The 12,648-nt window shown below is 62.6% G+C and carries 13 protein-coding genes; 5 read left to right on the plus strand and 8 right to left on the minus strand.

Annotated features, from left to right (window positions below; all coding sequences use genetic code 11):
* Positions 1-185 precede the first annotated feature (185 nt).
* Positions 186-815, plus strand: a complete 630-nt coding sequence (locus tag OGL93_RS11660; protein WP_263262805.1) for a response regulator transcription factor — start codon at positions 186-188, stop codon at positions 813-815.
* Positions 816-849: 34 nt separating this feature from the next.
* Here OGL93_RS11660 and OGL93_RS11665 read toward each other — a convergent pair whose 3' ends face one another.
* The 3 genes from OGL93_RS11665 to metG form a co-directional block, all read right to left on the minus strand.
* Positions 850-1,029 carry a hypothetical protein gene (locus OGL93_RS11665; RefSeq protein WP_263262806.1) on the minus strand — a complete coding sequence of 60 codons (180 nt, stop codon included), beginning with the start codon at positions 1,027-1,029 and terminating at the stop codon, positions 850-852.
* A gap of 118 nt (positions 1,030-1,147) precedes the next feature.
* On the minus strand, positions 1,148-1,786 hold the full coding sequence (nth, locus tag OGL93_RS11670) for an endonuclease III (protein ID WP_263262807.1): 639 nt from the start codon (positions 1,784-1,786) through the stop codon (positions 1,148-1,150).
* Positions 1,787-1,922: 136 nt separating this feature from the next.
* Positions 1,923-3,962: a methionine--tRNA ligase gene (gene metG / locus OGL93_RS11675; protein ID WP_263262808.1), complete on the minus strand. Its 2,040-nt coding sequence runs from the start codon at positions 3,960-3,962 to the stop codon at positions 1,923-1,925.
* Between the two features lie 124 nt (positions 3,963-4,086).
* On the opposite strand from metG, the gene apbC reads away from it, so the two are divergent.
* Positions 4,087-5,181 carry an iron-sulfur cluster carrier protein ApbC gene (apbC, locus tag OGL93_RS11680; RefSeq protein WP_263262809.1) on the plus strand — a complete coding sequence of 365 codons (1,095 nt, stop codon included), beginning with the start codon at positions 4,087-4,089 and terminating at the stop codon, positions 5,179-5,181.
* Between the two features lie 82 nt (positions 5,182-5,263).
* Here apbC and OGL93_RS11685 read toward each other — a convergent pair whose 3' ends face one another.
* Entirely contained in the window at positions 5,264-5,473 is a 210-nt protein-coding gene (locus OGL93_RS11685) for a cold-shock protein (RefSeq protein WP_002554837.1), read from the minus strand.
* A gap of 289 nt (positions 5,474-5,762) precedes the next feature.
* Between OGL93_RS11685 and dcd the strand changes: the two genes are divergently transcribed.
* From dcd to OGL93_RS11700, 3 genes are all read left to right on the plus strand, one after another.
* Positions 5,763-6,329: a dCTP deaminase gene (gene dcd / locus OGL93_RS11690; RefSeq protein ID WP_263262810.1), complete on the plus strand. Its 567-nt coding sequence runs from the start codon at positions 5,763-5,765 to the stop codon at positions 6,327-6,329.
* 110 nt (positions 6,330-6,439) lie between these two features.
* The gene (locus tag OGL93_RS11695) at positions 6,440-6,649 is read left to right on the plus strand and encodes a hypothetical protein (RefSeq protein ID WP_263262811.1); all 210 of its coding nucleotides are present in this window, start codon (positions 6,440-6,442) and stop codon (positions 6,647-6,649) included.
* 78 nt (positions 6,650-6,727) lie between these two features.
* Positions 6,728-7,531: a transporter substrate-binding domain-containing protein gene (locus tag OGL93_RS11700; RefSeq protein ID WP_263262812.1), complete on the plus strand. Its 804-nt coding sequence runs from the start codon at positions 6,728-6,730 to the stop codon at positions 7,529-7,531.
* Between the two features lie 18 nt (positions 7,532-7,549).
* Here OGL93_RS11700 and pdeM read toward each other — a convergent pair whose 3' ends face one another.
* The 4 genes from pdeM to OGL93_RS11720 all read right to left on the minus strand — a co-directional run bounded on the left by pdeM (position 7,550) and on the right by OGL93_RS11720 (position 12,641).
* Complete coding sequence (gene pdeM, locus OGL93_RS11705; RefSeq protein WP_263262813.1) at positions 7,550-8,206, minus strand: ligase-associated DNA damage response endonuclease PdeM; 657 nt, start codon at positions 8,204-8,206, stop codon at positions 7,550-7,552.
* Positions 8,203-10,683 carry a ligase-associated DNA damage response DEXH box helicase gene (locus OGL93_RS11710; protein WP_263262814.1) on the minus strand — a complete coding sequence of 827 codons (2,481 nt, stop codon included), beginning with the start codon at positions 10,681-10,683 and terminating at the stop codon, positions 8,203-8,205. The genes pdeM and OGL93_RS11710 overlap by 4 nt, the downstream gene beginning before the upstream one ends.
* A 64-nt stretch (positions 10,684-10,747) precedes the next feature.
* Positions 10,748-11,512 carry an ATP-binding cassette domain-containing protein gene (locus OGL93_RS11715; RefSeq protein ID WP_263262815.1) on the minus strand — a complete coding sequence of 255 codons (765 nt, stop codon included), beginning with the start codon at positions 11,510-11,512 and terminating at the stop codon, positions 10,748-10,750.
* Positions 11,513-11,525: 13 nt separating this feature from the next.
* A complete protein-coding gene (locus tag OGL93_RS11720; protein WP_263262816.1) occupies positions 11,526-12,641 on the minus strand; it encodes a succinylglutamate desuccinylase/aspartoacylase family protein in 1,116 nt (371 codons plus the stop codon).
* Positions 12,642-12,648: the final 7 nt, after the last annotated feature.

Here is a 12,648-nt window from a genome sequence, read left to right on the forward strand (position 1 = left end):
TCCGGTCATTAGCCACGCCCCCACGCCAATCTGCTGGGCGCCCTCAGCGTTAGTTGTAGGATATTTCAATCCAGTATGTAAGGAGAATCTCAGACTGCACTAACCTGGCATTTCGGTAACACCTGCCGCCGGAAACTGGGCTATGTTCCTCGCTCTACAATAAACAGCAACAATCGGATTAGCTCATGAACAAAGTGCTCATCGTGGATGATCATCCAGTGATACGCCTGGCAGTACGTATGTTGATGGAACGCCACGGTTACGATGTCGTCGGCGAAACCGACAACGGCGCCGACGCCCTGCAGCTAGCCCGCGAAGCGCGTCCGGATATCGTCATTCTCGACATCGGCATTCCCAAGCTCGACGGCCTTGAGGTCATCGCTCGGCTTACCGCGGGCTCAATAGCGCACATGCGTGTACTGGTGCTGACCTCACAAGCGCCAGGGCATTTCTCCATGCGCTGCATGCAGGCGGGCGCCGCCGGTTACGTATGCAAGCAACAGGACCTTACCGAGCTGCTCAGTGCGATCAAGGCGGTATTGTCTGGCTACAGCTATTTTCCGAATCAGGCGCTGCACCCGGTCCGCACCAATATGGGCAATGTCAGCGAGAAGGAGCTCGTACAGCGGCTGTCCAGCCGGGAAATGATGGTACTGCAACAACTGGCGCTGGGGCGCTCGAATAAACAGATTGCCGATGCCATGCTGCTGAGCAACAAGACCGTCAGCACCTACAAAACCCGGCTATTGATGAAACTCAATGCCAAGTCGCTGGTTGATCTCGTGGAAGTCGCGCAGCGCAACGGGATCATCTGAAGCACGCCGGCGTCCGCCTGCGGGGCGCTGGCCGTCAAAAATCGAAATCGTAGTCGGCCAGTTGCTTCTGCAGGCGACGTTCTTCGAGAAGGTTGTCGATGGTTCTGCGCTTGCTCAGGTTGCTCTTGCTGACCTCAGCCACGGGCTCGACCTCTTCGGCCTCGACCGGGGTGAAATCCTCATCCACATCCAGCTCTTCTTTCTTGGTCGTCATTCGTCCACTCCGGCCCGGCGGGCCTCTTCGCGGTGTTGTTCGCGCACCTTATATCGGCAAATTCGGAGTGGGTAAAAGAGATTTTTTCAATCGAGCGCTTCGCTCCGTTACGCTTTCTTCAATCGTCGGAAGTTTTCGCGTTGTACTCGCACAGGTCTTCGATGCGGCAGCTGCCGCAGCGGGGTTTGCGCGCCTGGCAAACGTAACGGCCATGGAGGATGAGCCAGTGGTGCGCGTCGAGGAGGTACTCCTTGGGAACATGCCGGAGCAAGCCCATTTCGACCTCGACCACGTTCTTGCCAGGGGCGATGCGAGTACGGTTGCTAACCCGGAAGATATGCGTATCCACCGCCATGGTGAGCTGGCGGAAGGCAGTGTTGAGGACCACGTTAGCGGTCTTGCGGCCAACGCCAGGCAGTGCCTCCAATGCCTCCCGGGTTTGTGGCACCACGCCGCCGTGCTGTTCGATCAACATCCGGCAGGTTTCGATGACATTGCGGGCTTTGCTGTTGTACAGCCCAATCGTCTTGATGTATTCGGACAAACCCTCCACGCCCAGGGCCAGGATGGCCTCGGGCGTATTGGCTACCGGAAACAGCCGGGCAGTGGCCTTGTTGACGCCGACGTCGGTCGATTGAGCGGAAAGAATCACCGCGATTAGCAGCTCGAAGGCGGTGGTATAGGCCAGTTCCGTGCGCGGCTCGGGATTGTCCTCGTGGAAGCGGCGAAAAATTTCTCGGCGCTTGGCGGCATTCATGCGGGCTTTCCTTGTGCGCTGCGGTCAACACTAGCTGGGCCGGCTGGACGTGCAGCGGTGCTGCGGCGATCAACTTGAATGAGCGGCGTCGCCACGGGCCTGGTGGCAGGCCGGGAGCAGGCCCCCGGCCCAGGAGTTACTTGATCCGCTGACCCGGCTTGGCACCAGCGTCTGGGCTTAGCAGAAAGATCTCCGCGCCGCCAGGGCCGGCCGCCAGGACCATCCCCTCGGACACGCCGAAGCGCATTTTCCGCGGCTTGAGGTTGGCGATCATCATGGTCAGGCGGCCTTCGAGCGCGGCAGGGTCCGGATAGGCGCTCTTGATGCCGGAGAACACGTTGCGCTGTTCGTCGCCCAGGTCCAGGGTCAGGCGCAGCAGCTTGTCCGCGCCTTCCACGGCTTCGGCCTTGAGAATGCGCGCGACCCGCAGGTCAACCGCGGCGAAGGCATCGAAGTCGATCTCTGCCGCCAGCGGGTCAGCCTGCAGCTCACCGTTACCGGCTGGCGCTGTGGGAGCGGCTGGGGCCAAGCTCTCTTTCGAGGCCGCTACCATGGCTTCGACACGAGCCGGTTCGATCCGAGTCATCAGTGGCTTGAAAGCGTTGAGCGGGTGGTCGGCGAGCAGGGTCAGGTGATCGTCCCAGGTCAGCGGCGCGACGTTGAGGAAGGCCTCGGCATCGGCTGCCAGGTTCGGCAGCACCGGCTTGAGGAACACCACCAGCAACCGGAACAGGTTCACGCCCAGGGCGCAAACGGCCTGCACTTCATCCTGCTTGCCTTCCTGTTTAGCCAGTGCCCACGGCGCCTTGTCGGCGATCCAGGCGTTGGCGCGGTCCGCAAGTGCCATGATTTCGCGCATGGCGCGGGCGAAATCGCGGTTCTCGTAGGCGTCGGCAATGGCAGGGGCGGCGGCGACGAAGGCCTGGGTCAGCTCGGGCTCGGCGTTGCCAGCTATCAGCCTGCCATCATTCCCCTTATGAATGAACCCGGCGCAGCGGCTGGCGATGTTGACCACCTTGCCAACCAGGTCAGAGTTGACCTTTTGCACGAAGTCCTCGAGGTTCATGTCCAGGTCATCCACGCCACGGCCCAGTTTGGACGCGTAGTAATAGCGCAGGTATTCCGGCGACAAGTGTTCCAGGTAGGTTCGGGCCTTGATGAAGGTACCTCGGGACTTGGACATTTTCTGCCCATTGACCGTGAGGTAGCCGTGCACATTGAGCGCGGTCGGTTTGCGTAGGCCCGCACCTTCGAGCATCGCTGGCCAGAACAGCGCATGGAAGTTGACGATGTCCTTGCCGATGAAGTGGTACAGCTCGGCGGTGGAGTCCTTGGCCCAGAACGCGTCGAAGTCCAGGTCCGGGCGCCGCGCGCAGAGGTTCTTGAAGCTCGCCATGTAGCCGATGGGTGCATCGAGCCATACGTAGAAGTATTTGCCGGGTTCGTCCGGGATCTCGAAGCCGAAATAAGGCGCGTCGCGGGAGATGTCCCATTCCTGCAGGCCAGCGTCGAGCCACTCGGCAAGTTTGTTGGCAACCGGCTCTTGCAGAGTGCCGCTGCGCGTCCAGGTCTGCAGCATCGCCTGGAAATCCGGCAGCTTGAAGAAGAAGTGCTTGGAGTCGCGCAGCACTGGGGTCGCCCCGGAGATCGCCGATTTCGGGTCCTTCAGGTCGGTAGGCTCGTAGGTGGCGCCGCATTTCTCGCAGTTGTCACCGTACTGGTCCGGCGTGCCGCACTTGGGGCAGGTGCCCTTGATGAAGCGGTCGGCCAGGAACATATTCTTTTCCGGGTCGAAGTACTGGGTGACGGAGCGCGTGGCGATATGCCCGGCATCACGCAGGCGCAGGTAGATCTGGCTGGACAGCTCGCGGTTTTCTTCCGAATGGGTGGAATGGAAGTTGTCGAAGTCCACCAGGAAGTCGGCGAAGTCAGCGCTGTGCTCGGCTTTCACCGCGTCGATCAGTTGCTCGTTGGTAACGCCTTCTTTTTCGGCGCGCAGCATGATGGCCGAGCCATGGGCGTCGTCGGCGCACACGTAGATGCATTGGTTGCCGCGCAGCTTCTGGTAGCGCACCCATACGTCGGTCTGGATGTACTCGACCATATGGCCCAGGTGAATGGAACCGTTGGCGTAGGGCAGGGCGCTGGTAACGAGAATCTTGCGGGGCTCGGACATGGGGCTCGGCTACTTGGAGTGGAACGAAGACCGACCACTATAAAGCGCCTCGGTTTTTTTTTCATCAGCGGGGCCGAACAGGTAGCATAGGCGCCTATCACCAAGCTTTGCCCAGGGAGTTGCCATGAGCGTTGTCACCCGCGCAGCGATTGAAAGCGTGCTGCGTCAGTACACAGACCCCTACCTCGAACAGGACCCGGTCACCGCGGGCTGCCTGGAGGCGGTCAGGGTCGACGGCGACAGGGTCGAGGTCGATCTGCGCCTGGGGTATGCCGCCGGGTTGTTCCAGGGGGGCTGGGCGCAAACGTTGCAGTTCGCACTGGAAGGCCTAGCCGGTGTGAGCCGGGCAAAAGTGAGCGTGCGTTGCGAGGTCCAGCCCCATAAGGCGCAGGCGCAAGTGCCGGCCATGGCCAACGTGAAAAACATCATCGCCGTGGCCTCCGGCAAGGGTGGCGTGGGCAAGTCCACCACAGCCGCCAACCTCGCGCTGGCGCTGGCTCGCGAGGGGGCACGGGTGGGTATCCTCGATGCCGACATCTACGGTCCCAGCCAGGGCGTGATGTTTGGCATCGCTGAAGGCACCCGGCCGCAGGTGCGCGAGCAAAAGTGGTTCGTGCCGCTGCAGGCGCATGGTGTCGAAGTAATGTCCATGGCGTTCCTGACCGACGACAACACCCCGGTGGTCTGGCGCGGCCCAATGGTCTCCGGCGCCTTGTTGCAGCTGATTACCCAAACCGCCTGGAATGACCTGGACTACCTGGTGATCGACATGCCTCCGGGCACGGGGGACATTCAGCTGACACTGGCGCAGAAAATCCCGGTGGCTGGTTCGGTGATCGTGACCACTCCTCAGGACCTGGCCTTGCTCGATGCCAAGAAGGGCGTGGAAATGTTCCGCAAGGTCCATATTCCCGTGCTTGGGGTGGTGGAAAATATGGCGGTACATATTTGCTCCAACTGCGGCCATGCCGAGCACTTGTTCGGCGAGGGCGGTGGGGCGAAGTTGGCGGCGCAGTACGGGGTCGAGCTTCTGGCGTCGCTGCCGTTGTCGATGATGATTCGCGAGCAGGCAGACAGCGGGCGGCCCACTGCGATCGCTGAACCAGAGAGCCAGATCGCCATGGTCTATCAGGATCTCGCTCGTCGAGTAGGGGCGCGTATCGCTAGGGAGGAGGCCCAGGCCCAGCCGCTGCCGACCATCACCGTTTCGGACGATTGAATCGGAGGCAATAAAAAACCCCGCCGAGGCGGGGTTTTTTAGTGGCGCCTCACCAAAGCGAGGCGCCGGCTTGAAGCGAAAGTCAGATGACTTGCACTTCTTCAGCCTGCATGCCTTTCTGACCGCGGGTAGCGATGAAAGAAACCTGCTGGCCTTCTTTCAGGGATTTGAAACCGTCAGATTGGATAGCTTTGAAGTGAACGAACAGGTCATCGCCCGACTGAGGGGTGATGAAGCCGAAGCCTTTCTCGTCGTTGAACCACTTGACGGTACCGGTTTGGCGATTGGACATGGTGTGTCTCCTTGGACAAAGTTAACTGCGGCGCTGGAAGTGCCCAGGCCGGAACTGAGTGCAAAGAGCATGAAAATTCTTCTTGATGATAAACATCCTGCAGTAATTCTCGGTGACAAAAGCAGCACAGTGGCGCCACCTTAAACCTTTTTCAGTAAGCTGCCAACGTACTTTTCATTTGAAGCTGGCCGCAGCCGCCAGGCTCGCGCGTACCGGCCCGCTTTGAACCAATGCCTCAGGCCCGGTAAGATGCGCGGCACTAGTGTTCCCTCCTTTCAGGACATCCCCCATGAGCATCAAATCAGACAAGTGGATCCGCCGCATGGCGCAGGACCACGGCATGATCGAACCCTTCGTTGAGCGCCAAGTGCGCGGCGAGGGTGCCGATCGGGTGATTTCCTTCGGGGTCTCCAGCTATGGCTACGACGTGCGTTGCGCCGATGAATTCAAGGTGTTCACCAACATCAACTCGGCCACCGTGGACCCGAAAGCCTTCGACGCCAAGAGCTTCGTGGATATCAAGAGCGACGTCTGCATCATTCCGCCCAACTCATTCGCCTTGGCCCGCACCGTTGAATATTTCCGCATTCCGCGCAATGTGCTGACCATCTGCCTGGGCAAAAGCACCTATGCCCGTTGCGGGATCATCGTCAACGTAACGCCCCTGGAACCGGAATGGGAAGGCCACGTGACCTTGGAATTCTCCAATACCACGACCTTGCCAGCGAAGATCTACGCCAACGAGGGTGTGGCGCAGATGCTGTTCCTGGAATCCGATGAAGAGTGCGAAGTGTCCTATAAGGATCGCGGCGGCAAGTACCAGGGCCAGCGCGGGGTCACGCTGCCGCGTACATGAAATCTGCGTGGGGCCGACGAACCGGGGGGAATTTGCCCCGGTTCTGCCACTCTACCTAAGTGAACTCCCCGATTTTGTATTTCGAAACGGGCCAACGCTCAGGAGTGCCTATGAAAATCGACCCGACCATCAGTGCCAAGCTGGCCGCGCTGCAGCCGAACCATATCGGTATGCTCGCCTGGTCGCTTCTCGCCAACCCATCCCTTCTGCGGGCGGGAGGCGTACCGGGGCAGCCGGGCCCTGACACCCCTTTCCAACAACCCAGCGAACCTGGCGAACCGACCATCCCCGACACACCGCCTCCCGCGCCCGTGGCGTGATAACCCCAGGCCAGTCAGCTAACCTGCGAGGGCTTCGTTTCTGAAGCCCTTCGACCATTCTGACGATAAAGGCCTGCCATGCGTGTTCAGTTCTCGCCCAAGCGCTTGCTTGCTTCATGTTACCTGGCCCTGTGCCTCAGCCCAGCGGCCCATGCCGTCGACCCCGTGCCCAACCGCCTTCAAGCTGTGCTGGACCGGGGTGTGCTGCGCGTCGGCACCACCGGCGACTACAAACCCTTCAGCTATAAAGCAGCCGGCGATGGCCAATTCATTGGGCTGGACCTGGACATCGCTCGCGGCGTAGCCGAGTCACTGGGCGTCAAGCTCGAGGTAGTGCCTACCAGTTGGCCAACGCTGATGGCCGATCTGGCCGCGGACAAATACGACCTGGCCCTGTCCGGTGTGTCGGTTAACCTCGAGCGGCAGAAGAAGGCCTTCTTTTCGATCCCCTACCAGCGTGATGGGAAAACCCCGATCACCCTGTGCAAGAACCAGGATCGCTTCCAAACCCTGGCACAGATCGACCAGCCAGAGGTGACGGCTATCGTCAATCCGGGCGGCACCAATGAAAAGTTCGCCCGCGCCAACCTCAAGCAGGCCCGGATCGTTGTGTACCCGGATAACGTCACCATCTTCGAGCAGTTGGTGGAGGGCAAGGCGGACCTGATGATGACCGATGCGGTGGAAACGCGCCTGCAACAGAAGCTGCATCCCGAGTTGTGCGCCGTGCACCCGGAGGCGCCGTTCGATTTCTCGGAAAAAGCCGCGCTGCTGCCTCAGGACGCCGCCCTCAAGGCCTATGTGGATCAATGGCTGCACCTGGACATCGCCAGCGGCCGCTTCGATCAACGCATGCAGCACTGGTTGGAATATCCCTGGTAGGGAAGCCGACCCGCGACCCTAACCCACTGGCCACACCTGGCTGTCACCCACCACGAACAGCCGCACCCCGGGCTTACGCTCTACCGCGAAACCTCCGGTAAAGGCACCGAAGGCCGGGAGCAAGGTCACTTGCTGGCCCACGTGGAAGCACGGCAGGCGCAAGCGCTGGCGGCCCCTGCCGGTCAGGAAGAATACCGGGTGCACGTGCCCTGCCAGCACGTGCCGTTCCGGGTGCGGATGCGGTTCGTGCTGCAAGGCATAGGGGCCGAGCAGGAGTGGTTCGGCGACCACTTCGATACCCAGGTCCGCGGGCGGGTCGCCCGCGCGGTGGTCGTGGTTACCGCGGATCAGCGTGATCCGCAGCTCCGGGTGCAGGAGGCGCCAAGCTCGCAGTTGATTCAAGGTGCCGGGGGCGTGGGAGCCGGGCCCGTGGAGGAAGTCGCCGAGGAAGATCAGTTGCCGGGCAGGGTGCCGGTCAAGCAGCTGCTGCAGTACCTGCAGGTTGGCGCTGGTGGTGCCGTGTGGCACCGGTTGGCCGAGCCGACGATAGGCTGCGGCCTTGCCGAAATGCGCGTCGGCGATCAACAAGGCGGCTTGGGCAGGCCACCAGATGGCCTTTTCGCCCAGTAACCAGAGGCGCTCGCCCGCCAGGTTCAGCTCACAGTCGGCGTTCATTCAGGCACCTCAGGCCCAGCGGCTTTTTCCAGGTCGTTGACCATGCGGGCAATTCGGTCGGCGAGTTTTTCCGAACTCATGCTTTCGCGCATGCGCTCGACCAACAGCGGGAAGCCCAGCGGGGTAGGGCGCTTGACTATGCGCAGGTCCAACTGCCGCTCACCGATGCGCGCCAGGGTCTGCTCCAGGCGAGCTACATCCAGCTCCTGGCGCAGCACTTCCTGCTGGGCCTGGGTGAGCAACAGGTTGCCGGCGTCGTACTGTTTGAACACCTCGAAGAACAGGCCACTGGAAGCCTGCACTTGCTTCATGCTCTTTTGCGCGCCCGGATAGCCACCGAACACCAGCCCCGAGATGCGGGCGATCTCGCGAAAGCGCCGCAGGGCCAGCTCGCCAGCATTCAGGCTGGCTACCACGTCTTCGAGCAGGCGCTCTGGCGACAGCACCCCGCTCGCGAGGGCCTGGGCCCAGTCGATCTCGGTAGGGCTGAGCAGCTCCAGGCCATAGTCGTTGACTGCCATGGAGAAGCTGATAGGCCGTTGTTGGGCCAAACGCCACGCCAGCAGGCTGGCCAGCCCCAGGTGCACCAGGCGCCCTGCGAAGGGATAGAGAAACAGGTGCCACCCCTCGCGGGACTTCAAACTCTCGGCCAATACGCTGTGGCGGGTGGGTAGCGCAGACCACTGTTGCTGCACCTCCAGCAACGGCCGCACGGCCCGCATCGGTGCGCTGGTGTACACACCGTGGCTGGCATCGTCGAGCTTGGCCACCAAGGCATCGGCCAGCTCGCTGGAGAGCGGCATGCGCCCACCATTCCAGCGCGGTACGGCGGGTTTTTTGCCACTGCTGCGCTTGACGTACGCGGTCATGTTTTCCACCCGCACCAGCTCCAGCACCTTGCCGGCGAACAGGAACGCCTCGCCAGGCCTCAACCGGGCGATAAAGCCTTCCTCCACGCTCCCCAGGGAGCGGCCGCCGCCGCCCTTGCTCCAGTATTTCAAATGCACCGTGGCATCACTGACGATGGTCCCGATGCTCATGCGGTGGCGCCTGCCAATGCGGGCGTCGGGCACGCGCCAGATCCCCTCGGCGTCCGGCTCTACCCGTTGGTAATCGGGGTAGGCAGTAAGGCTCGCGCCGCCGTGGCGCACAAACGCCAGGGCCCATTGCCACTCTTGATCGGTGAGGTTGCGATAGGCCCAGGCGCTGCGTACTTCAGCCAGCAGTTGGGCCGGCACGAAACCGCCGCCCAAGGCGATGGTGACCAAGTGTTGAACCAGCACATCCAGGGGTTTTTCCGGAGATTCGCGAGGCTCGACCTGCCGCGCCGCCAGGGCATCATGGGCCGCGGCGGCTTCGACCAGCTCCAGGCTGTGGGTGGGTACCAGGGTGACCCGGGAAGGACGCCCCGGAGCATGCCCCGACCGCCCGGCGCGCTGGATCAAGCGGGCGATTCCCTTGGCCGAGCCGATCTGCAACACGCGCTCCACGGGGAGAAAGTCCACCCCCAAGTCCAGGCTGGAGGTACACACCACCGCCTTGAGGTGGCCTTCCTTGAGCGCCAGCTCGACCCACTCGCGAACCTCCCTGGACAACGACCCGTGGTGCAGGGCGATCAGCCCGGCCCACTCTGGCCGAGCGTCGAGGATGGCCTGATACCAGACCTCCGATTGCGCCCGGGTGTTAGTGAACACCAGGCTGCTCTGGCTGGCCGCCAGCTGCTCGACCACTTGGTCAAGCATGCGCAGCCCCATGTGGCCCGCCCAGGGAAAGCGTTCGATGGCGGGGGGCAGCAGAGTATCCACTTCGATGACTTTCTGGGTGCCGCCCTCGATGCGCACGCCACCGCCCTGGGGTATCAGCACCTGCTGGGCGTGTTCAAGGTTGCCCAGCGTGGCGGAGATGCCCCACACCCGCAGGCCCGGTTGCCACTGCCGCAGCCGTGCGAGGGCCAGTTGCAGCTGAACTCCGCGCTTGTTGCCGAGCAGTTCATGCCATTCATCCACCACCACCATGCCCAGCGAGCCCAGTTCCTCCCGGGCCTGCTCGCGAGCCAGCATCAGGGTCAGGCTTTCCGGGGTGGTCACCAGCGCGCTGGGCAGCCGGCGGCCCTGGCGGGCGCGCTCGGCGCTGCTGGTGTCGCCGGTGCGCAGGCCTACCGTCCAGTTGATCTCCAATGCTTGCACCGGTGCCAGCAAGGCGCGCTGGGTGTCGGCGGCCAGGGCGCGCATCGGGGTAATCCACAAAACGCGCAGCGGCGCGGCCACCTTGCGCTTGCTAGTGAGGGGCGGGGCTGCCGCAGCGAAGGCCTGTAGCGCGGCGAACCACACTGCGTAGGTTTTGCCGGCGCCGGTGCTGGCATGCAACAGCCCAGACTCGCCCTTGGCGCTGGCTGCCCATAAGGCCTTTTGAAAGGGAAAGGGCTTCCAGCCGCGTTCGGCAAACCAGGCTTTGGCGTAATCAGGAGGGCGGGGCATAAGGGACTGCGTGGCTCCGAAGGCTTTCTTCAGTGACCACGCAATGCCCGGCTTGGTTTAAATCTTACTTGAGGTTACCGCTGAGGAACTGGCGCAGGCGCTCGCTTTTGGGCGAGCCCAGCACGTCGGCGGGGGCCCCTTCTTCCTCCACCAGGCCTTTGTGAAGGAACATCACCTGGCTTGAAACCTGGCGGGCGAAGGCCATTTCGTGGGTGACCATGATCATGGTGCGGCCTTCCTCGGCCAAGCCCTGGATAACCTTGAGCACTTCGCCCACCAGTTCAGGGTCCAGTGCCGAGGTGGGCTCGTCGAACAGCATCACCTCCGGCTCCATCGCCAGGGCCCGGGCAATGGCCACGCGCTGTTGCTGGCCGCCGGAGAGGAATGCCGGGTATTGATCCGCCACGCGGGCTGGCAACCCGACTTTATCCAGATACGCGCGGGCGCGGGTTTCCGCGTCCTGCTTGCTCACCCCCAGCACGCGCCGGGGCGCCATGGTGACGTTCTCCAGCACGGTCATGTGGCTCCACAGGTTGAAGTGCTGGAACACCATGGCCAGGCGAGTGCGCAGCCGTTGCAGCTCTGCGGGGTCGGCCACGCAGAGGCCGTGGGCGTTTTCACGCATGGCGATGGTGTTGCCGTCCAGGCTCATGGCGCCGGCGTTGGGTGTTTCGAGGAAATTGATGCAGCGCAGGAAGGTGCTCTTGCCCGAGCCGCTGGCGCCGATCAGGCAGATCACGTCGCCGGTCTTGGCCTTGAGCGAAACGCCCTTGAGCACTTCGTTCTCGCCGTAACGCTTGTGCAGGCCGTCGATTGTCAGTTTGTACATGCGCGTGGCGCCCTCAAGGTGAAAGGAGATAACCGCTGCGGTAGGCTTGCGCACCGGCGATCCGGGCCACCACCATGCCGGCCGTGGCCATGCGTCGCAGCGAACGGGCGTAGAGCAGACCCGGCTTTTCGTTATGCACCGGCGTGACCTGGTCGGTCAGCGGGTCGATGATTTCTGCCACCAATTGGCCGGCTTCCAGGTACTCGCCGGGCACGCAGCAGAACACCAGAATGCCGCCTACCGGAGTGCTGATCGGCTCTACCCCAGCCAGCGGCGTTGCCGGATAGAGCAGCTCTGGCTGCTCCATGGGCGTGCTGTCGATTGCCCCGTAGTGTTCCAGGTAGCTGATCACAGCCTGGGCGTCGCGGCTGGCCAGGGCATGGTTGACGTCGACTTGGCCACGCAGCTCGATGGTGACCGAGAAGCTTCCCTGGGGAATGGCGAAGCGCTCGCCGAAACGCAGTTTCAGCTTGTGCCACACCAGGCTGAAGCACTCATCGAAGGACTGCCCGCCAGAATCGGTAGCCAGCAGGTTCGCCTGGGAGCCCAGGTAGCGGGCCAACGGCTCAACCTGCGGCCAGGCTTCGGGGGTGGTATAGAGGTGCTCCACCGCTTCGAAGTCGCAGTGCAGGTCCAGCACCATTTCCGCTTCGCAGGCCAACCGCTGCAGGGTCAGGCGTAGCGACTGCAACTGGGTGGTCGGCTGCTGGGCCTGCAGGGCACGGCTCAGGGCTTCACGGATCAACCGGGCGTTGCTCTGGGCATCGTCGCCAAGCGAGGCTTCGATCTCGTCGCCCACCTGTTCGCTGAGGTCCACGAACCAGCGGTTGAAGTTCTCGCCGCTTTCCAGCTCATAGCGCCCCAGGGGCGTGTCCATCAGCACCTGTTCCAGGCCGATCGGGTTGGCCACCGGAACCAGCACGATCTCCTTTTGCAGCCGGCCGGCCTGCTCCAGCTCGTTCAGGCGCTGCTTGAGGTACCAGGCCACCAACATGCCGGGGATCTCATCGGCATGCAGCGACGCCTGGATGTAGATCTTGCCGGCGCCCTGGGGGCCGAAGTGAAAGCTTTCCACGGCGCGCGCGGTGCCTGGCAGCGGCGCGAGCAAGGGGTGGCGTTGCTGTTTCATCGGATCT

This window comes from Pseudomonas sp. RIT-PI-S (assembly GCF_025642975.1).
GTDB lineage: Bacteria > Pseudomonadota > Gammaproteobacteria > Pseudomonadales > Pseudomonadaceae > Aquipseudomonas.

Coding starts and splice junctions, on each gene's coding strand:
- OGL93_RS11660 (WP_263262805.1), top strand. CDS start 186: ATGAACAAAGTGCTCATCGTGGATGATCATCCAGTGATACGCCTGGCA.
- OGL93_RS11665 (WP_263262806.1), bottom strand. CDS start 1,029: ATGACGACCAAGAAAGAAGAGCTGGATGTGGATGAGGATTTCACCCCG.
- nth (WP_263262807.1), bottom strand. CDS start 1,786: ATGAATGCCGCCAAGCGCCGAGAAATTTTTCGCCGCTTCCACGAGGAC.
- metG (WP_263262808.1), bottom strand. CDS start 3,962: ATGTCCGAGCCCCGCAAGATTCTCGTTACCAGCGCCCTGCCCTACGCC.
- apbC (WP_263262809.1), top strand. CDS start 4,087: ATGAGCGTTGTCACCCGCGCAGCGATTGAAAGCGTGCTGCGTCAGTAC.
- OGL93_RS11685 (WP_002554837.1), bottom strand. CDS start 5,473: ATGTCCAATCGCCAAACCGGTACCGTCAAGTGGTTCAACGACGAGAAA.
- dcd (WP_263262810.1), top strand. CDS start 5,763: ATGAGCATCAAATCAGACAAGTGGATCCGCCGCATGGCGCAGGACCAC.
- OGL93_RS11695 (WP_263262811.1), top strand. CDS start 6,440: ATGAAAATCGACCCGACCATCAGTGCCAAGCTGGCCGCGCTGCAGCCG.
- OGL93_RS11700 (WP_263262812.1), top strand. CDS start 6,728: ATGCGTGTTCAGTTCTCGCCCAAGCGCTTGCTTGCTTCATGTTACCTG.
- pdeM (WP_263262813.1), bottom strand. CDS start 8,206: ATGAACGCCGACTGTGAGCTGAACCTGGCGGGCGAGCGCCTCTGGTTA.
- OGL93_RS11710 (WP_263262814.1), bottom strand. CDS start 10,683: ATGCCCCGCCCTCCTGATTACGCCAAAGCCTGGTTTGCCGAACGCGGC.
- OGL93_RS11715 (WP_263262815.1), bottom strand. CDS start 11,512: ATGTACAAACTGACAATCGACGGCCTGCACAAGCGTTACGGCGAGAAC.
- OGL93_RS11720 (WP_263262816.1), bottom strand. CDS start 12,641: ATGAAACAGCAACGCCACCCCTTGCTCGCGCCGCTGCCAGGCACCGCG.